This window comes from Microbispora oryzae, assembly GCF_017896165.1.
Taxonomy (GTDB): domain Bacteria; phylum Actinomycetota; class Actinomycetes; order Streptosporangiales; family Streptosporangiaceae; genus Microbispora; species Microbispora oryzae.
The window spans coordinates 1-18311 of sequence record NZ_JAFCNB010000037.1; the positions used below are offsets into that span (position 1 = coordinate 1).

Sequence of the window (18311 nt, forward strand, 5' to 3'; positions counted from 1 at the left end):
GTTCGCGGTCACATCACGTTCGCGGCCGGCTTCAACAACGAGGCGCCGCTGATGCTGCTGACGGCCGCGCAGCGGCTGGAGCCGTTCGACATGGACCTCGCCCGGGAGACGTATCTCATCGCCTGGGCCAGCGCGTCGTACGGCGCGGCGAGCCGGGACAGTCTCATGGCGATCTCGCGGGCGATGCGGGAGCTTCCCTCGCCGGGGGAGAGTCCACGTGCCCTCGATCTTGTCCTTGATGCCTACGCGCTGCTCGTCACCGACGGTCACCGCGCCGCGCTGCCCGCGCTGCGCAGGGCGATGATCGCGCTGACCCACGCTCCCCCGCGGGACCTCCTGAGATGGGGCTGGGCGGCCGGTGGCCTGACCGCGCTCCTCTGGGAGGACCGCGTCATGGCGGACATGCCGGCCAGGCTGATCGGGGAGGTGCGTTCGGCCGGCGCCCTGTCCGAGCTGCCCATCTACCTCCACGCGTTGGGCGTGCCGGTCTTGTTGAGCGGTGATTTCGCCGCCGGAGCCACGCTCGTCGCCCAAGCGGGGGCTGTCGCGGAGGCGACGGGGGTGCCCATGACGCAGCACACCGAGCTGCTGCTGACGGCACTGCGGGGCAATGAGGCCGAGGCCTCCACGCTGATCACCGCCGCCGTCGAGGAGGCCGATGCCGGCGGCCGGCCGAACGGCGTCGCGTCCGCCCACTGGGCGGCGGCGATCCTCTACAACGGTCTCGCGCGATATGAGGAGGCGCTCTCGGCGGCCCAGGCCGCCGTGCGGAGCGCCAACCTGATCGTCTCCGAGTGGGCGCTGCCCGAGCTCGTCGAGGCGGCGGTGCGCGCCGGAGACGACACGGCAGCCCACGGGGCGCTTGAGAGTCTGGCTGAGTCGGCCGCAGCCTGCGACACGCACTGGGCCCAGGGCATTCTGGCCCGCTGCAGGGCGTTGCTGAGCGACGACGACGCCGCGGACCACCTGCACCGCGAGGCGGTCGAGCGGCTGGGCCGGACGATCCTGCGGCCCGAACTGGCGCGCGCTCACCTGCTGTACGGCGAGTGGCTGCGCCGGAAGCGCCGGCGGGCCGAGGCGCGGGCTCACCTGCGGACCGCGGACGAGATGTTCGTCTCGATCGGGATGGAGGCGTTCGCCGAGCGTGCCCGGCGCGAGCTTCTCGCCACGGGGGAGACCGCCCGTCGCACCCGAAGGAACGAGGCCGCCCCGCGCGAGGAGTTGACGCCGCAGGAGCAGCAGATCGCCCTGCTCGTACGGGACGGCCTGTCCAACCCGGAGGTCGCGGCCCGTCTCTTCGTGAGCCCGCGCACCGTCGAATGGCACCTCCGCAAGATCTTCGTCAAGCTCGGGATCAGTTCCCGGACGCAGCTTCGCCACGTCGACTGAGCCGGCTCGACCGACCCCTTTTTCCGCGGTCGCCGTCCGTCCGCGGCGAGGCCGTTCGTCTGATACTTGAGACGGCACCGATCTGGGACAGGAGAGCTCATGCAGTACGCGTTGTTGGCCTACAGCCCGCCGGAGGAAACGGACCGGGCGGCGCGCCCGATTCCGGGTGGCCTGGCCGCGCTGCTCGACCGGCCTGACGTCACCGGCTGGGCGCGGCTCCACGCCGACGAGTCGGCGACGACACTGCGCAACGACGAAGGAACGACGCTGCTGACCGACGGGCCGTTCATCGACAGCAAGGAGTATCTCGCCGGCCTGATCCTGATCGAGGCCGACAACCTCGACGGAGCGCTCGCCACAGCCGAGGAACTGCTCCGGGAGACTCGACCCGGCACCGCGATCGAGGTGCGGCCCATCATCAACGGACGCCTCCGTGGCGCTTGACGCGGTCTTCCGCGACCAGTGGGGACGCGTACTGGCCACACTGGTCGGGATCCTCGGCGACATCGAACTCGCCGAGGAAGCGGCCGCCGAAGCCTTCGCCATCGCCGCCGAGCGCTGGCCGCGCGAGGGCGAACCATCGAATCCCACCGGCTGGCTCGTGACGGCCGCCCGCAACCGCGCCATCGACCACCTGCGCCGCCAGCAGGTGCTGACCGAGAAGACGAAGCTGCTCGCCCGCGACATCGAGGCCGGGCCACAGCCACCGGAGGCACTCATGGACGACGCCGCCGCCATCCCGGACGAGCGACTTGAGCTGATCTTCACCTGCTGCCACCCCGCGCTCGCCCTCGACGCCCAGGTGGCGCTCACCCTGCGCGCCCTCGGCGGCCTGTCCACCGACGAGATCGCGCTGGCGTTCCTCGTCCCGTTCGAGACCATGAGCAAGCGGCTGACCAGGGCCAAACACAAGATCCGCCATGCGGGCATCCCGTTCGCCGTGCCGCCCGATCACCAACTGCCCGACCGGCTGGCGGCCGTCCTGGCCGTGGTCTACCTGATCTTCAACCAGGGGTGGGGCGGCGGGCGCGTCGACCTCGCCGCCGAAGCGATCCACCTCGGCCGGGCGCTCGCCGGCCTGATGCCGGACGAACCGGAGGCACTCGCGCTGCTGGCGCTGATGCTGCTGCACGACGCGCGCAAGGCGGCCCGCGTGCGTGACGGGCGGGTCGTCCCCCTCGACGACCAGGACCGGACCCTGTGGGTCAAAGGGCAGATCGAGGAGGGGCGGGCGCTGCTGCGGCGGGCCATGGCACGAGGGCGCACCGGGCCCTACCTGGTGCAAGCGGCCATCGCCGACCTGCACCTGCAGCAGCCCCGCGACTGGCCGCAGATCGCCGCGCTGTACGGGACGCTCGCCCGGCAGACCCGCTCCGCGATCGTCGAGATGAACCGGGCCGTCGCCGTGGCCGAGATCGACGGGCCGGAAGCCGGCCTGGCCGTCCTCGACCGGCTCGATCTCGGCCACTATCGATACTTCCACTCCACCCGCGCCGAGCTGCTGCGTCGCGCCGGCCGCGGCGGCGACGCCCACGACGCCTACCGCAAGGCGCTCGACCTCGCGCGGACCGAGCCCGAACAGCGCTTCCTCGCCGACCGGGTGGCCGAGACCGCGCCCGCCACCCGGACGGAGCCCCTCTAGAGCCTGTATCAAAGCCTCTCGTAACCGGGAGATGCCAGGGCGGGGTTGTTCTAGGGCCTGTATCGAAGTCGATCAGAGCCATTCGTTGATCGTGGCGATGAGGATGGTGGCTTGGTAGCGGACGGCGAGCTTGTCGTAGCGGATGGCGACAGCGCGGTGGCGTTTGAGCCGGTTGATGCCGCACTCCACCGCGTGGCGCCGCTTGTACATCTCGGGGTCGAAGGCGGGTGGCCGTCCGCCTTTGGATCCCTTGGCGCGGCGGTTGGCGTCCTGGTCGGCCTTGCTGGGGATGGTGGCCTTGATGCCGCGTCGCCGCAGGTAGGCGCGGTTGGCCTTGGAGGTGTAGGCCTTGTCGGCCAGGACACGGTCCGGGCGGGTACGGGGACGCCCACCGCCCAGACGCGGAACCCGGATGCCATCAATGACCGCGGTGAACTGCGGACTGTCACCCCGCTGACCGGCGGTCAGCACGATCGACAACGGCTTTTGGCCCTGCTCGCAGGCCAGATGCAGCTTGGTGGTCCACCCGCCACGAGAACGCCCCAACCCGTGATCGGCCGGCTCGGCACCGCACACGCCACCCGGCGACTCGGCCTGAAGATCCCCCTTTTCCGCGCCCCGGCGGCGTGTTGATGCGCCCGGGCGATCGTCGAGTCCACGCTGACATCCCAAGTGATGCGCCCGGCCGCGTCCGCCCGGGCCTGTAGCGCGGTCAGGATCTGCTGCCAGGTGCCGTCTCGCTGATAGCGCCGGAACAGGGCATACACCGCCGGCCAGGATCCGTAGCAGGCGGGCACGTCGCGCCAGGGCGCGCGCTACTTCGTACCCGCCAGCGGATCCCGTCGATCAACCGCCGTTTGCTGAACGACGACGGCCGCCCTGAGCGTTTCGGCGCAGGTAGCAGCGGTTCCAGCACTGCCCACTGCGCATCGGTCAGGTCGAACCGCCTCGTCACCGCTAAGGTGGCCAACGAGGTCTCCGGTATTCAGGTTTTTCTTGGTCGATCAACCCTCATACCGGAGACCTCGTTCGTTGTCGATCTCCTACGCGCACACGAGCTCCAGAGCGGCAGGGCCGCCACAGCGGACTTTGATACGGGCCCTAGTGCTCCTGTGACACATTGAGATGCCGGTTGGGCCGTCAGGCTGGGGTGCGGCCAGATTCCCGGTGAGCTCACGCGTCACCTGTCAACCCGGCCTGGTGGACGGGTGTTCAGCCGCCGATGCCGACGACGTCGACGTGTACCTGCCACAACTTCTGCGGAAGCGCACACCGGGGCGTGGTGTGCAGGCAGGCGTAGTCCGTCACGGTGCTCACGTCGGCGGAACCGACGGTACCGGTGCGGTACACCTCGAACAGCGGCTGATCGGTCGGGTATCCGCCGCGGGTCAAGGCTTTCACCAGAGCCGGTCCACTGACGGCGGCCGGGCGGTAGGCCGCGGGGAGGGAGAGGCCGAGGGTCTGCCCCACGCGGACGGTGATCGTCTTGCCGTTGTCGGCCTCGGTGAGCGTGACGCTCGGTTCCCCGGTGATGGTGTCGTTGGTGCAGTTCGCCGTCGGGGTCGGTCCAGTGCCGGTGACCTGCATCCCGAAGGTGGTCGAGGCCCCTGGGGCGAGTTGTCCGTTGTAAGCCTCGTTCACCGCGGTGACGTAGGTGGCAGAAGTGGTCCGGGTCGTAGCGATGACGGCGTTCCACGCGGACGTCACCGACTGGCCGCCGGCAAGGGTCACGTTCGCCGTCCACCTGGTCGCGGAGGTGGCGGCGGTGTTGGTGATCGTGACGGTCACGATGCTTCCCCCGGCGTACTCTGCGTCGACGCGCGCGGTGGCGGCGCACCCGGCCGATTGGGCGGCAGCCACCGCAGTGCCGCCGGCGATTGCCGATGTGGCGAGCATGGTCAACAGGCCGACGATCGTGCTCAGGCCCAAGGTCATCCGTCTTGTCCAAGCCACGGCTACGTACCTCTCAACGCACGCGGGACGGTGTCGGCTCGGGCCGACATCGCACGGGGACTCCGGCAGCCGCATCGTCAACGGTGACCTTGCTGGTGTCAAGGAAGGCTGAATCTTTCAGAAATCGCCCACCTGCGGCTCGGCCGAGGTCGTCGCTGGTGTGACGTGGAGCACTTCGCGGGCCTGTTCGGCGGCGCGGGTGATGCTTTCGCTGATGAAGTCGAGGAAGCGGGCGATGTTCTCCAGGCGGGTGGCGGCGGGGGTGTGGGGGCCGAGGACGGCGACGCCCCGCCGCGCGGTCTCGACGAGCTGGTCGTTGGCTCGGGCACTGGCGATCGTGGCCTGGTAGAAGAGTTCGTCGTCGACGACGTAGCGGTCGCGGCGGCGTTCGTCGCGTTCCCGGCGGACGAGGCTCTGGCTCTCCAGGAAGGTGATCGCCTTGGAGATGGACGCCGGGCTGACCTGAAGGCGCTGGGCGAGTTGCGACGCGGTGAGGCTGCCCGCGTCGGTGGTGAACAGGCATGTCAGCACCCGGGCCGTCATCTTGGGCAGGCCCGAGCCCATGAGGACGGTGGTGAGTGTCTCCTCGTATTCGGCCACGGCCTCGGCGTCGCGTCCGTGTGACTGGGGGAGCGACTCCGGCCCTCGGGAGGAGACGGGACTGCGCCGGTGCGCGCGACGCTCGGTGGCGCGGTGCGCCAAGTCGGCGCGGTAGGCGGTGGGGCCGCCGTTGCGCATCACCTCACGCGTGATCGTCGATGTCGGCCGGTCGAGGCGCCGGGCGATCTCGGCGTAGGGGAGGCTGTCGGCCAGCCCCAGCGCGATCTGCTGGCGTTCCTGCTGGGTGAGCCTGCCTCCCGGCATCGCGATCTCCTCGGTGATCCTGCGTGGTGGTCCGCGATCTCCCACGATAGCGTTCACTTCTCCTTCATTGCAACGGACTCGGTCATGGATGTTGCGTTAGCCCTACAACCATTGCAACGATTTCCTGGCATCTGCCTGTGCATATGTAGTTTGGATGCAACAACTATGTTGCCATCTCATGGAAAGCAACGTAGCGTTTCCCACATCGGAAACAACGAGTGAGTACCGGAGAGCACGATGCAGAAGTTCGACACCCCCGCCCCGATCTCCGCCGTCCTGGACATCCCCGCCGGACGCGTTCAGTTCATCGCCGCCGACCGCGCGGACACCACCGTCGAGGTCCTGCCCGCCAACCCCTCCAAGAGCCGCGACGTCCAGACCGCCGAGCACACCACCGTCTCCTACGCCGAGGGCGTCCTGCGGATCCAGACCCGCGAGTCCGGAAACCAGCTCTTCGGTCCCTCCGGATCCCTGGAGGTCACCGTCCAGCTGCCCGCCGGCTCCCGTGTCGAGGCCAAGGCCGCCGGCTCCGAGCTCCGCGGCGTCGGCCGCCTCGGCGACGTCGCCTTCGAAGGCGCGTACCGCCAAATCAAGATCGACGAGGCCGCGAGCGTCCGCCTCACCGCGATCGATGGCGACGTCGAGGTCGGGCGGCTCAACGGTCCCGCGGAGATCAGCACCGCAAGGGGCGACATCCGGATCGCCGAGGCCGTGCGCGGCACGGTCGTGCTCAGCACCCAGTCCGGCGACATCTCGGTCACCGCCGCCGCCGGCGTCTCGGCCGTCCTGGACGCCGGCACCGGCTACGGCCGCGTCAGCAACGCCCTCAAGAACGATGGCACCGCCGGACTCGACATCCGCGCCACCACCTCCCACGGCGACATCACCGCCCGCAGCCACTGAAGGGAGACAAGACGCCTTAAGCGACGAGCAGGAACGGATGAGCGCCGGCCGCGACCGCGGCCGGCCGCTGGAGACATGGGTCAGTGCTTGCGGAGAAACTGCAACACCGCCAGCACGCGCCGGTGCTCCCGCTCGCCCGGTGCCAGACCGAGTTTGGTGAAGACACTGCGCACGTAGCCCTCGATGGTCTTCGGGCTGACGAAGAGCTCCTTGGCCAGTGCCGCGTTCGTCAGACCCTGGGCCATCAGCGCCAGAACCTCGCGCTCCCGATCGGTGAGGGCGGCGAGGGAGTCGTGTTCCCGGCGGCGGCCGACCAGCCGTGACACCAGCTCCGGGTCGATGACCACCTCGCCGGCCGCGATCCGGCGGATGTCGACGGCGAACGCTCCGAGGTCCGACACCCGGTCCTTGAGGAGGTAGCCGACCCCGCCGTCGAACTCGTTCATGAGACGTAGTGCGTGGTGCACCTCGACGTGCTGCGACAGCAGCATGAGTCCCACCTGAGGGGCGAAGGACCGGATCTCGGTGGCGGCCTCGATGCCTTCGTCGGCGAAGCCCGGCGGCATCCGCAGGTCGGTGATGACCACGGCGGGCGGATCCCGGCGGACCAGGCTGACCAGCTCGACCCCGTGGCGTGCCTGGCCGATCACCTCGAAACCCATCTCGGTGAGGATGCGCGTCATCCCCTCGCGGAACAGCAGCGCGTCGTCGGCGACGATCACCCGCATGGCAGCACCGTCCTGAGCCGCGTCCCGCTCCCGGCGGGGCTGTCGAGTTCGAGCCTGGCTCCCAGCGCCGCGACCCGGTCCGCGAGACCCTGCAGCCCGCTTCCCGCCGTGAGCCGTGCACCGCCGCGGCCGTCGTCGGCCACCACGATCCGCAACCCGCCGTCATCGGTGGTGACGTCGACGGTCACCACGCTCGCCGCCGAGTGCCGCGCCGCGTTCGTGATCGACTCGCTGACCAGGAAGTACGCCGTGGCCTCGATCTCGCGTGGCAGTCTGCTCCCGACGCTCACCCGCAGCCGTACGGGGATGGCGGACCTGTCCGCCACTGCAGCAAGCGCGGCTTCCAAACCGTCCTGCGCGAGCACGATGGGATGCAGGCCGCGGGCCAGCTCGCGCAGATCCGCCGTGGCCTCCAGCAGCTGGGCGCGAGCGTCTTTGGCCCTGGACGCGAGGAGGCCGTCGCCGGACGCCTTCGCCTGCTCGGCGAGGGCGCCCAGCTCCAGCCCCAGCGTCACCAGCCTGAGTTGCACGCCATCGTGGAGGTCACGCTCCAGGCGCCGCCGGGCCGCGTCCTCCGCGGAGACGATGCGCCGCGCGGCCGCCTGCAACTGCTGAGCCTGCTCCTGCTGGACGATCACCAGGCCGGTCTGCGCGACCAGGTCCTGCAGCAGCCGCTCCTCAGCCGCGGTCAGGGGCTCACCGGGCGGTTTGCGTACGGCGATGGCGCCACGGGCAGTGCCCTGATCGACGATTGGCCGCACATGCCAGCGCGGCCCGTGATGCAGGCCGCTCAGGGGCGCCGGATCGGTCCGGCCCACGGGCTGAGGCCAGCCCGCCCGCGGAGCCATGCATGCCTCGTCGCCGACCCAGACGACCACCTCCCTCGCGCCGAGCGCGCTCGCGACCGTCGCGGCAATCCCGTCCAGCAGCTCCTCAGGTGCGGCGGTGAGCTGAGCGGACAACCGGGACAGTGCCTCGTACGGCGTCGCCCGCGGCCCGTAGACGAGGCGGTCGGCCAGACGCTGGGCACGCCGCCGCAACGGCTCGAACACGACTGCGACGACGGCGGTCGCGAGAAGCGACCGCCACCGTTCCTCCACCGGCACCAGCCCGCCGACGCCGACCACGAGCGCGACGTAGCCGGCGGTGACGAGCAGCAGCATCGATCCGACGACGATGGTCTTGTTGATGACCGGATCGATGTCATAGAGCCGGTGCCTCAAGATCCCGAACGCGGCGGCGACCGGAACGAGCGGCAAGGCGAGCAACCCCGGCACCGGGCTACCGAAGATCACCAACCCGGCCGCCAGGATCAGGATGTCCATCACGACCGCGAACACCAGCCACCGCATCCGGCGCGCCTCGTCGCCGCCGGCACGCCGCAGGCGTACCACGATCGCGACCGTCCCGAGCGCCTGGAAGAGCAGGTAGCTGAACTGCGCGTACTCCCACACCCGGGCAGCCGTCACAGCCCCCGGCAGATCGAACGGGTGGGGCGCGACCAGACCGGTCCGGTCGTAATCCGCGGGCCACAACGCGGAGACCGCCGCCATCACGCCCGCCACCGCGACCATGCCCCATGCGAGACCGAGCCATCTGCGGGACAGCAGCCTGCCGTCGGGGAACGCCATCAGCGTCCAGCCGAACGCCGCGATCGCCAGAGGCAGTGGCCAGACGCCGATCCACCCCAGCCATGACGCCGCCGGCAGCGGACCTGTGTGCAGGCCGTACTGCCGGCCGAAGAACATCACGGCGTGCCCCACACCGGTGGCCACGAACAGCCAGCCCTCCCGGTGCCGGGGCCGCATCCGGACGACGTAGAGCCCGACCGCTGTCCACGACGCCGCGATCAGCCCGTTGTGGGCGTTCGCGAGGTGGAATCCGAGATACCACCCGTAGCTGACGAGCGCGGCAACCACCAGCGCCACCAGGCCGAGACCTGCCTCGCGGGCTGCCGGCGGGGCCTCGTCGTACGCGTTCGCCGCTGTGGCCACACCGGAATGGTGGCACAGCGACCAGCCCCTGCGAATGAGGGTTTTCCCTGCGGAGAAGCAGGGCGTGCACGCATCCGCGAAGGACGCCTGTCGGCCACCGTTGACCCCGTCATCGGCATCCACGAGGAGGCAGCCATGAGCACGTCGGCGCAGGACATGACGCGCCCTTCCACCATCTCGCGGCTCAACCGGGTCAGCGGCATCTGCCTGGTGCTCGGCGGCATCACCTTCATCGCCGGCGGCGCCACCCATCCGGGCGACAGCGGCGAGGGCAACAAGGTCCAGCAGTTGCACGAGATGCTCGTGCAGCCGAGCTGGTATCCCTCCCATTCACTGCTGCTGCTCTCGATGGGCCTGTTCGCCGCCGGGATCTTCGCGATCTCGCGCCGCGGCGACCTCGGCGAGAGCATGGCCACGGCGACCAAGGTCGTCGCCGGCATCGGCGCCCTCGCCACCGTCGGTATGGCCGCGCACCTGTTCGCCGCGCTGGAGGCCGATTCCCTCGCTGCGGGTCAGCCGACGACCATCTCCACGATCCAGACGTGGAACGAGACGATCACCGACACGCTCTGGGCGCTGAGCATCGTGTTCCTCGCCGTGGCCGGCGGCCTCACCCGGACGGTCGGCAACCGCATCACGCTCATCATCGGCCTGGCCGGCGGGCTGGCCTTCGCGCTCGCCTCCGCCACCATCGCGTTCACCGACCGGTTCGACCCCCTGTTCCCGCTCGGGTCGCTGATCGGCGTATGGGCCGCCGCCGTCGGCGTGATGGCGACGACCCGCAGATGACCCGCAGATGACCCCAGAGCACACTCCGCACGCGGTCACCCCGGAGGCGCGGTAGGGGCCCATCGCGTGGCGGGCCGATCGCGCGCCGATCGCTCTCCAGCGGCTGCGGCACGGATACAGAGCCGACGCAGGCGCATTCCACAGTGGTCGCCGGGCGAGGAGCGAATCGCTCCCGCTCGTGTGGAATGCCGGCGCGTCCGCCAGGGCGGCCGGCGGAAAGGGAGACGCTGTGCTTAAGAAAACCCGAGCGTGGACGATGGCGGCCGCAGTGGCGGCCACGGCCGTCACCGTGCTGTCCACGGGAGGCGTCGCCGCGGCGGGGGGCGATCCCAAACCGGGAGCGGAGAGCGCCGGCGACCGCCTCTTCCCCTATCTCGGCAACGGCGGCTACGACGTCGCGTCGTACGACGTGGCCTTCGACTATCGGCCCGGCACGATGAAGATGACCTCCGCCGTACAGATCACGGCGTCGGCGCTCCAGGCGCTGTCGCGCTTCAGCCTCGACAGCGCGGGCCAGAAGATCCACACAGTTCGGGTGGACGGACGGCCCGCCGGCTTCACGACGCGCGGTGAGAAACTGGTCATCACGCCAGAGCACTGGGTGCGGAAGGGCGCACGCTTCCAGGTCGCCATCACCTATACGGCCGATCGGACCGCCAATCCTCCCTCGCCCGCCTCCCCCGGCGCCCCCGTGCATTTCGAACACTGGTACAACAAGGACGACGGGTTCGCGCTCTTCGGCCAGCCGGACAGGGCGCATCTTTTCTTCCCGATGAACGACCACCCCTCAGACAAGGCCAGGGTCACCTTCCGGGTCACCGTGCCGAAGGACCTGCAGGTCGCCGCCAACGGCACGCTGCGTTCCCGCAGTACGTCGGGAGGCCGGACGACGTACGTGTACGGCACCCGCGACCCCATCCCGACCCAGGTGGTTCAGGTGGCCGTGGGCCGCTTCCGCCAGGTCCGGCAGACCGGGCCCCACGGTCTCCCGCTGACCAGCTTCATCACGCCCGCCTTCTACGCCAAGGCGAAGCGGTCCGTCGGGCTCATTCCGTCGCAGGTCGCCTGGGTCGAGAAGAAGATCGGTGCCAGGTACCCCTTCGAGGCCTACGGGGTGCTCGGCCTGAAAGGCGGCTACAGCGCGGCGTTCGAGGCCGCGGGCCTGTCGACGTTCGCCGCCGAGGCGGGACTGACCAAGCCGGAAGAGACGCCCACCCTCGTCCACGAACTGGTCCACCAGTACTTCGGGAACGCCGTCTCGGAGAAGACGTGGGACGACATGTGGATCAGCGAGGGCCACGCCTCCTACTACACCTTCCTCTACAAGGACGAGAAGGGCTTCGAGAAACTCGCCGATGCGGTCAAGCGCGCCTATATGTACGACGAGGACACGCGTGGGACGACCGGTCCTCCCGGACGGCTGAAGGACCCCCTCGACGTTCTCGGAAGCACCAACGCCCCGGGCTTCCTCATGCTGTACGGGCTCCGGCTGAAGGTCGGGGACGCCACCTTCCGGGCAATCGAGCGGACGTTCTTCGAGAAGTACCGCAATAAGGCGGCCTCGACCCAGGACTTCATCGACGTGGCCAACGGCGTCTCCCATCGCGACCTGACCGCCTACGTCCGCAGCTGGATCTACGGAGCCAAGACCCCGCCAACGCCGGCCGCCACGTGACCGCACACGCCACCATGGTGCGGTGACCGGGCGCCCCCAAGGCGTCCCGCTGCCGGGTTGCGGCCGGGAGCGAACTCATCGGTATGGGACGCGCTTCAGCCCGTCGTCCAGAGGCGGAGCTTCTCGGGGTTACGTACTACCCAGATGTGCTTGATCCGGTCGCCCGCGACCTCGAACGCGAACACCGTCAAGGTGACGCCGTCCTGCACGACCACCAGGCCTGGCTGACCGTTGACCGTACGTTCCAGGACCGTCATGTCGCCGGGCCTCCGGTCGGCGAGTTCGACCCAGGCGCGCGCGATCTGCTCGCCGCCTTCGATGGGGCGCAGGAAGGTCGTGGCGAGGCCGCCGCCGTCGGCGATCGCCGTGGCGTCGGGGTCGAGCAGGCCGATCAGGGCGTCGATGTCCTTGGCCTCCCATGCCTGTTTGAAGTCCCTGACGATGCCGGCATGGTGGGCTCCCGGGCTCGCGGGACCTCGCGATTCGCGAATGCGGCGGCGGGCGGAGGAGGCCAGCTGGCGGCATGCCGCCGGCGTACGGCCGACGATCTCGGCCACTTCGGCGAAGGAGTGGCAGAAGACGTCGTGCAGGATGAACGCGACACGCTCAGCCGGGGTCATCGATTCGAGCACGACCAGGAAGGCCAGGTTGACCGACTCATCAAGCGTGACCCGGTCGGCCGGGTCGACCGTGGAGGCGCCCGTCCGTCCGGTGCTCCACTCCGTACGTTCGGGCAGCGGCTCGGGGATCCATTCGCCCACGTAGGTCTCTCTCCGGACCCGGGCTGAGCCGAGCAGGTTGAGGCAGATGCGGCTGGCGACGGTCGTCAGCCAGGCGCCGGGGGAGTCGATGGCGTCCTGCTGCTGCGGGGACATGGCGTACCAGCGGGCGTAGGTCTCCTGGACGGCGTCCTCGGCCTCGGCCAGGGAGCCCAGAAGCCGGTAGGCGACATTGATCAGGTGGCGCCGCTCGCTCATGATCGCGTCTGGGCCGGGATCGGGCCGGCCGTGGTCTGGCCGGGATCGGGTGGTCATGGTGCCGACGGCTCCCTTGGTCGCATCTGCCCTCACTAACTCGACAGGACACGCACCAGAAATGTGAGGCCGGTGCGTCGCCTCACATTCCGGAGGGCTGTGTTGTCGAACCGCTGGGACGAACACATCATCCAGCGAACAGGAAGTTCAGCGACCTCATGACTACCTCAATGCCGGCGACACCGTTCGCCGACCCGGCGTCCGCGCAGCGACTGGAGCGGGCGGCCGCCGCGCTGACCGCACACGGTTTCACCGTGGAAATCCTCGACGACGCCGCCGCCGCGCGTACCCGCGTCAGAGAGCTGATACCCGAGGGCGCCAGCGTGTTCACCGGGGCCAGCGAGACCCTCCGCCTGTCCGGCATCGATGAGGACATCAACGGCAGCGGGAGATACGCGTCCGTCAAGGCACGCAGCACGACCATGGACCGCGCCACCCAGTTGGCCGACATCTGGCGGATGGTCGCCTGCCCCGACGTCATCGTGGGCAGCGTCGCCGCCGTCACCGAGACCGGCTCCCTCGTCGCCGCCTCGGCCAGCGGAAGCCAGCTGGCCGGATACTCGGGCGCCGCGGCCCACGCGATCTGGATCGTCGGAGCACAGAAGGTGGTACCCGACCTGGACACCGCGCTGCGGCGCCTCGAAGACCACTGCCTTCCGCTGGAAAACGAGCGGGCCATGCAGGTCTACGGGCAGCCCAGTGCCGTCAACCGCCTTCTCATCCTCAACGCGGAACCCCACCCCGGGCGCGGCACCGTCCTGCTGCTCCGCGAAGCCATCGGATTCTGAACCACCGGCATTCGCCTGTCTCATCGGGTGTCAGGGGAGGGTCAGGATGACCGGTCCGTCGTCGGTGACGGCCACTGAGTGCTCGACGTGGACCGTACGGCTGCCGTCTCCGCTGCACAGGGACCAGCCGTCCTCGGCCATCGCGTAGTCGTCCCCGCCTCCGGCCATCAGGCTGGGCTCGATGGCGATGACCAGGCCCGGGCGGAGCCTCAGGCCGTGCCCTTGACGGCCCTCGTTGGGCACCCACGGGTCCTCGTGCATGGCCCGCCCGACTCCGTGGCCGGCGAAGTCGTTCTGCATGCCGTAACCGGCCGCGCGGCCGATGCGGGACATGGCGTGGCCGATGTCGCCCAGCCGCGCGCCCGGCACGGCCTGCTTGATCCCGGCGGCCAGCATGCGCTCGGCCGTCGCGATCAGCTCGTCGTCGCCCTGGCGGGCCCGGCCGACGCAGAAGCTGACGGCGGCGTCGGCATGCCAGCCGTCGATGTGAGCGCCGCAGTCGACGCTCAGCAGGTCGCCGTCACGGAGCCGGTAGCCGGTGGGCAGGCCGTGCAGCATGACCTCGTTCACCGAGGTGCAGATCACGCCGGGGTAGGGAGTGGCACCGAACGCCGGGTGATAGCCGAGAAAGGACGATCCGGCCCCTGCCTCGTGCATGATCTGGCGGGCCAGCTCGTCGAGCTCGCGCAGCGAAACCCCAGGGGTCGCGTGTGAGCGGACCTGCGTGTGCACCGCCGCCACGACACGGCCGGCCGCACGCATCACCTCGATCTCGCCGGCGGTTTTGAGCTCGATCAACTCCTGTCCTCCTTCTGGATTCCAATAACTATACCGGTATTAGTATTGGGTTCATGGTACGCGAACCGTTGTCGATCGCCGACCGCCTGCGCGGGGAACGGCTGGGCGACCTGCTCCGTGAGGCCAGGGGTGCACGCAGCATCACCGACGTGGCACTCCGGGCCGGGATCTCTCCCGAGACGCTGCGAAAGATCGAGAGGGGCCGCATCCCAACGCCGGCCTTCTTCACGGTCGTCGCCGTCGCCGGGGTTCTGGATCTGTCGCTCGACGGACTGCTGGCTCAGGTCAGCCCGTCGGAAACGGCCGCCGAAGCCACGGGCGAAGCCGTCGCGAACACCACGGCAGACGGCGCGCGCAGAGCCGCAGGATGACGGTCCGGCGGGACGGCCGGTCAGCGGGTTCACCGCTGGGCCATAGGCGCGGACGGCGCCCGGCCGGCAAACCGGACGCCGCGACCGCTCAGGTCAGATCAGCGAGGTGATCGCCCGGCCGAAGTGCCGGGCGAAGAACCGGACCGCGCTGTCGGTCTCGAACCTGGGCAGCTCCTTGTGCTTGCCCGCGTTGGCGTGCAACGTCTTCTCCTCCGAGGCGAAGGCGTCGAACAGCGCGAGACCGGACTCACGCGGGATGTGCTCGTCGTTCCACTGGAGCACGAACTCGATCGGGATGGTGACCTGCTTCGCCTTCTCGGCCAGGACATCGGGCCAGTGCTGACCGAAGACCGCAGCGGTGATCCTGGGTTCGACCGCCGCCAGCGGTACTCCGATCGCCGTGCCCATGTTGATGCCGAAGTAGCCGACCGGTCCGTCGGTGCCGATCTCCGGAAGTTCCTGGAGGGCGTCCAGGGTCGCCTGCCACTCGGGCACGGCGATCTCCGCCAGATGCGCGTTGTAGCGCACGACGATCGGGCCTTCCGGCTCGCCCGCCGCCCTCGCCTCGAACAGCGCGGCGATCTCCTGCTCGTCGTGCGCCGTGCGCGGCCGGTCGCCGTGGCCGGGTGCGTCGATGACGGCGACGTGGAAACCGCAGCCGGTCACCAGGCGGTGCGCGCGGCCGGCCATCGCCGGTGCCTTCTTGTGCGTTCCGCCACCGTGGCCCATCAGGATCAGGGGCGCGCGTACGACGCCGGAAGCCGGCGACCAGAGAACTCCGGGGACGTGACCGACGGTGAAGTCGCGTTCGATCATGCCGTTCGACGGCGACTCGGCGGTGAACTGCAGAGAGTGCATAGGTATTGCCTTTCGGGAGTGCCTTGTCGGCGAGGCACTCCCGGCGATACCTACGTCAATCGCCCGACCGTGACGAGAGGGGGAGCACCCACATGGATACAGCGATCATGGGTCTCACCTCCTCGTACGGCGTCGCGGTCGGTTGCAAATTACCAGTCCGGCCGCGACGCCGCCCAACCCTTTTCCCAACACGTGATCACAGCGGCGTGGAGGCGGGGGCGGTCAAGGCGCTGATCGGCCTGCTCAGCGGACGCGGTCGTAGACCATGGCGATCTCGCCCAGCTTGCCGGTCTCCTGATGCGTGAGGGTCCACTTCGTCGCCGGCAGGCCGTCGTCGAACAGTCGCCGCCCGCCTCCGGCGATCTCCGGGAGAATCATGAGGTACAGCCGGTCGAGCAGGTCCGCCGACAGGAGCGGCTTGATGAGGCTGGCGCTGCTGTTGACGAGGATGTCGCCCCCGCCGGTGGCCTTGAGGTCGGCGACGACATCGGCGGCGGGAGCGTTCACCACACGGGTGCGCTCCCACGGCGCCTCGGTCAAGGTGGTCGAGAAGACCACCTTCTCCGTGTCGACCAGCCACCTGGCGTATCCGCGGTCACGCGGATCGGCGTCCTCGTTTTCGGCGACCGACGGCCAGTACCCCATGAATCCCTCGGCATTCATCCGGCCGAGCACCGCCGTCGTCGCACTCTCCCAGATGCGGTTCATGTGGTCTCGCGCGACGTCGGTGATCACATAGGGCGCGAACGCGGCGAAATCGCCGGGACCGCCGGGACCGTTGTAACGCCCGTCGAGGGTGAGGTTCAGGTTCGCGGTAACTCTGCGGCCGGCCGAGTCGGTCATTGCGTGCTCCTTGTTTCGGTGGTGTGCGATGTCGCGGCAAGGGTCGCCGCGAGCTTGTCGAGGCTCTGGCCGAAGCCGATCTCGATGCCTGCGATGAAGTCCGCGGATTCGACGGTGCTGTCGGCGACGCGGAAGTTGACGTCGAGGTCCGTACCCGCGCCGGTGGGCCTGAGGTCGAGGTCGAGATGGGCGGTGAAGGCGCGGCCACCCTCGGGAAGCAGCGGGGAGAGGCGGTAGGCGAGGTGTTCGCAGGGACGCACCTCGTCGACGACCCCCTCCGCGCGCCCGGCGACCTGGCCGGATCCGTCGGTGTCCTCGGCGTCACGGTACTCATGGGCGATCCGCCCGCCCGGGCGCGCCTCGAACACGAGCTCGGAGACACGCAGGTCGTCGGGCGTCCACCAGCGGGCGAGCAGGGAGGCGTCGGTCAGGTGGCGCCAGACCAGCTCGGGCTGCCCCGCCAGTGACCGGTGGAACTCGAACGAGCGGTCGTCGGCCCATCCCGGCTCTTTCGCGGCGAGCCGCTCCGCGTGCACGCCGCGCCCGTGGCGATCGTAGGTCTCGCGTGGGCCGCCGACCCGGTCGGCGGTGTCGGCGAGCCCGCTGAGCGCGGCCGCGAGCTCCCGCAGGGGCTCGGACCGGAGCGCGTAGATGCGGCGCTGACCGATGCGCCGGGAGGTGACGAGACCGGCGCGTTCGAGGGCCTGCAGGTGTTTGGTCGTCTGCGGCTGGCGGGCCTCGGCGAGCTGGGCCAGGACGCCGACCGGCCGAGGCCGTTCGGCCAGCAGATTCACGAGCCGCCATCGGGCCGGGTCGGCCAGCGCGGTGAGGAGTACGTCCACGAAGAGAAGTATTCTCTATAGAGAATATTCCTGTCAAGGAATACCTTCCCGGATCGGTGCGCGATCTGCGTCCGCAGGTAGTCCTCGCGTCCCGGCGACGCGGCTATTCTTCGTCGCCCGGCGAGGGCGCGGCGCACGGGCGGAGGACCATGAACGAGTCCTCCAAGGCCGCCACCATGGCGAAGGGGAACCGGTCGAGATCGAGACAGAGTGCGACGTCATCAGGATGGGCTCCTTGGCGCACACCCTCCGCCAACTCGGCGGCGGCGCGTGACTCTCCGGCGCGGCGGAGGAACTCGGCCGCATCGGCCCCGGACCCGGTGGACCTCTGGGCGATGTATTGAGCGCACGCCAGATCTTCATCGGCGCGTCCGTCGTCGCCGGTGATTACGAACGTGACGCTGCCACACTCGCGTTCCCGCAGGACCAGAGCCGTCGCCTCCGCCACCACGAAACTCGCGCACAGCACGAGCCACGCATCCTTGACCGCAAGGGCGCCGACCGTCCCCGCCGTGGTCTTCTGCACAACGGTCCGTCCGCCGAGGTCGACAGACCGGAGCAGGCCCGGCGAGTTGACGATGTCGAACCCGGCCGCCGGCGGACCGTCCTTGAGCGCCACCCAGTCCGGGTGCCGGGCCTTGAGCGTCAGGGCCTCCTCCAGCGATCCAGCGAGAACGATCTTTTCCGCTCCCTGGGCGAAGGCCCAGGCAGCCACTGTGAAGGCACGCATGACGTCGACCACGACCGCCGTGGACGGGGCTTCGGCCAGCTCGGCGATGGCAAGGAAACGAGTGTCCATCCGGGCATGATCGCGCGTGCCCGGCCCGCCCGGTAGACGAG

18 protein-coding genes and 1 pseudogene are annotated in these 18311 nt (G+C 69.6%); 8 read left to right on the forward strand and 11 right to left on the reverse strand.

Going from position 1 to position 18311, the window contains the following annotated elements; genetic code table 11:
- The 3 genes from JOL79_RS32735 to JOL79_RS32745 all read left to right on the forward strand — a co-directional run.
- The coding region (locus tag JOL79_RS32735; protein WP_210159812.1) for a helix-turn-helix domain-containing protein at positions 1-1389 on the forward strand (1389 nt) is incomplete at its 5' end.
- Between the two features lie 99 nt (positions 1390-1488).
- A complete protein-coding gene (locus JOL79_RS32740; RefSeq protein ID WP_210159813.1) occupies positions 1489-1833 on the forward strand; it encodes a YciI family protein in 345 nt (114 codons plus the stop codon).
- Positions 1823-3031, forward strand: coding sequence for an RNA polymerase sigma factor (locus JOL79_RS32745; RefSeq protein WP_210159814.1), 1209 nt, complete (start codon positions 1823-1825; stop codon positions 3029-3031). The genes JOL79_RS32740 and JOL79_RS32745 overlap by 11 nt, the downstream gene beginning before the upstream one ends.
- A gap of 72 nt (positions 3032-3103) precedes the next feature.
- Here the strand turns inward: JOL79_RS32745 and JOL79_RS32750 are convergent.
- From JOL79_RS32750 to JOL79_RS35945, 3 genes and pseudogenes are all read right to left on the reverse strand, one after another.
- Positions 3104-3986: pseudogene (locus tag JOL79_RS32750) on the reverse strand (IS5 family transposase).
- Between the two features lie 257 nt (positions 3987-4243).
- The gene (locus JOL79_RS32755; RefSeq protein WP_210159815.1) at positions 4244-4966 is read right to left on the reverse strand and encodes a cellulose binding domain-containing protein; all 723 of its coding nucleotides are present in this window, start codon (positions 4964-4966) and stop codon (positions 4244-4246) included.
- A gap of 135 nt (positions 4967-5101) precedes the next feature.
- Positions 5102-5848: a helix-turn-helix domain-containing protein gene (locus JOL79_RS35945; protein ID WP_210159842.1), complete on the reverse strand. Its 747-nt coding sequence runs from the start codon at positions 5846-5848 to the stop codon at positions 5102-5104.
- A gap of 237 nt (positions 5849-6085) precedes the next feature.
- Here JOL79_RS35945 and JOL79_RS32765 point away from each other — a divergent pair, with 237 nt between their 5' ends.
- Positions 6086-6751: a DUF4097 family beta strand repeat-containing protein gene (locus JOL79_RS32765; RefSeq protein ID WP_210159816.1), complete on the forward strand. Its 666-nt coding sequence runs from the start codon at positions 6086-6088 to the stop codon at positions 6749-6751.
- A gap of 80 nt (positions 6752-6831) precedes the next feature.
- Here the strand turns inward: JOL79_RS32765 and JOL79_RS32770 are convergent, their stop codons facing one another.
- Positions 6832-7479 carry a response regulator transcription factor gene (locus JOL79_RS32770; RefSeq protein ID WP_210159817.1) on the reverse strand — a complete coding sequence of 216 codons (648 nt, stop codon included), beginning with the start codon at positions 7477-7479 and terminating at the stop codon, positions 6832-6834.
- On the reverse strand, positions 7470-9473 hold the full coding sequence (locus tag JOL79_RS35705) for a sensor histidine kinase (protein WP_210159818.1): 2004 nt from the start codon (positions 9471-9473) through the stop codon (positions 7470-7472). The genes JOL79_RS32770 and JOL79_RS35705 overlap by 10 nt, the downstream gene beginning before the upstream one ends.
- A 135-nt stretch (positions 9474-9608) precedes the next feature.
- Between JOL79_RS35705 and JOL79_RS32780 the strand changes: the two genes are divergently transcribed.
- On the forward strand, positions 9609-10262 hold the full coding sequence (locus JOL79_RS32780; RefSeq protein WP_210159819.1) for a hypothetical protein: 654 nt from the start codon (positions 9609-9611) through the stop codon (positions 10260-10262).
- Positions 10263-10491: 229 nt separating this feature from the next.
- A complete protein-coding gene (locus JOL79_RS32785; protein ID WP_210159820.1) occupies positions 10492-11937 on the forward strand; it encodes a M1 family metallopeptidase in 1446 nt (481 codons plus the stop codon).
- 95 nt (positions 11938-12032) lie between these two features.
- Here JOL79_RS32785 and sigJ read toward each other — a convergent pair whose 3' ends face one another.
- Positions 12033-12971 carry an RNA polymerase sigma factor SigJ gene (sigJ, locus tag JOL79_RS32790; protein WP_210159821.1) on the reverse strand — a complete coding sequence of 313 codons (939 nt, stop codon included), beginning with the start codon at positions 12969-12971 and terminating at the stop codon, positions 12033-12035.
- Positions 12972-13141: 170 nt separating this feature from the next.
- Between sigJ and JOL79_RS32795 the strand changes: the two genes are divergently transcribed.
- On the forward strand, positions 13142-13759 hold the full coding sequence (locus tag JOL79_RS32795) for an LUD domain-containing protein (protein ID WP_230985929.1): 618 nt from the start codon (positions 13142-13144) through the stop codon (positions 13757-13759).
- Between the two features lie 30 nt (positions 13760-13789).
- On the opposite strand, the gene map is transcribed toward JOL79_RS32795, so the two are convergent.
- On the reverse strand, positions 13790-14557 hold the full coding sequence (gene map, locus JOL79_RS32800) for a type I methionyl aminopeptidase (protein WP_210159823.1): 768 nt from the start codon (positions 14555-14557) through the stop codon (positions 13790-13792).
- Between the two features lie 53 nt (positions 14558-14610).
- Between map and JOL79_RS32805 the strand changes: the two genes are divergently transcribed.
- On the forward strand, positions 14611-14928 hold the full coding sequence (locus JOL79_RS32805; protein WP_210159824.1) for a helix-turn-helix domain-containing protein: 318 nt from the start codon (positions 14611-14613) through the stop codon (positions 14926-14928).
- Between the two features lie 93 nt (positions 14929-15021).
- Here the strand turns inward: JOL79_RS32805 and JOL79_RS32810 are convergent, their stop codons facing one another.
- From JOL79_RS32810 to JOL79_RS32825, 4 genes are all read right to left on the reverse strand, one after another.
- Complete coding sequence (locus JOL79_RS32810; protein ID WP_230985930.1) at positions 15022-15786, reverse strand: alpha/beta hydrolase family protein; 765 nt, start codon at positions 15784-15786, stop codon at positions 15022-15024.
- Positions 15787-16029: 243 nt separating this feature from the next.
- Positions 16030-16629 (reverse strand): dihydrofolate reductase family protein, encoded by a 600-nt coding sequence (locus JOL79_RS32815; RefSeq protein ID WP_210159825.1) that lies wholly within the window; start codon positions 16627-16629, stop codon positions 16030-16032.
- Positions 16626-17471, reverse strand: a complete 846-nt coding sequence (locus JOL79_RS32820; RefSeq protein ID WP_210159826.1) for a metalloregulator ArsR/SmtB family transcription factor — start codon at positions 17469-17471, stop codon at positions 16626-16628. The genes JOL79_RS32815 and JOL79_RS32820 overlap by 4 nt, the downstream gene beginning before the upstream one ends.
- A 103-nt stretch (positions 17472-17574) precedes the next feature.
- Positions 17575-18270, reverse strand: coding sequence for a 2-phosphosulfolactate phosphatase (locus JOL79_RS32825; protein WP_210159827.1), 696 nt, complete (start codon positions 18268-18270; stop codon positions 17575-17577).
- Between the last annotated feature and the right edge of the window lie 41 nt (positions 18271-18311).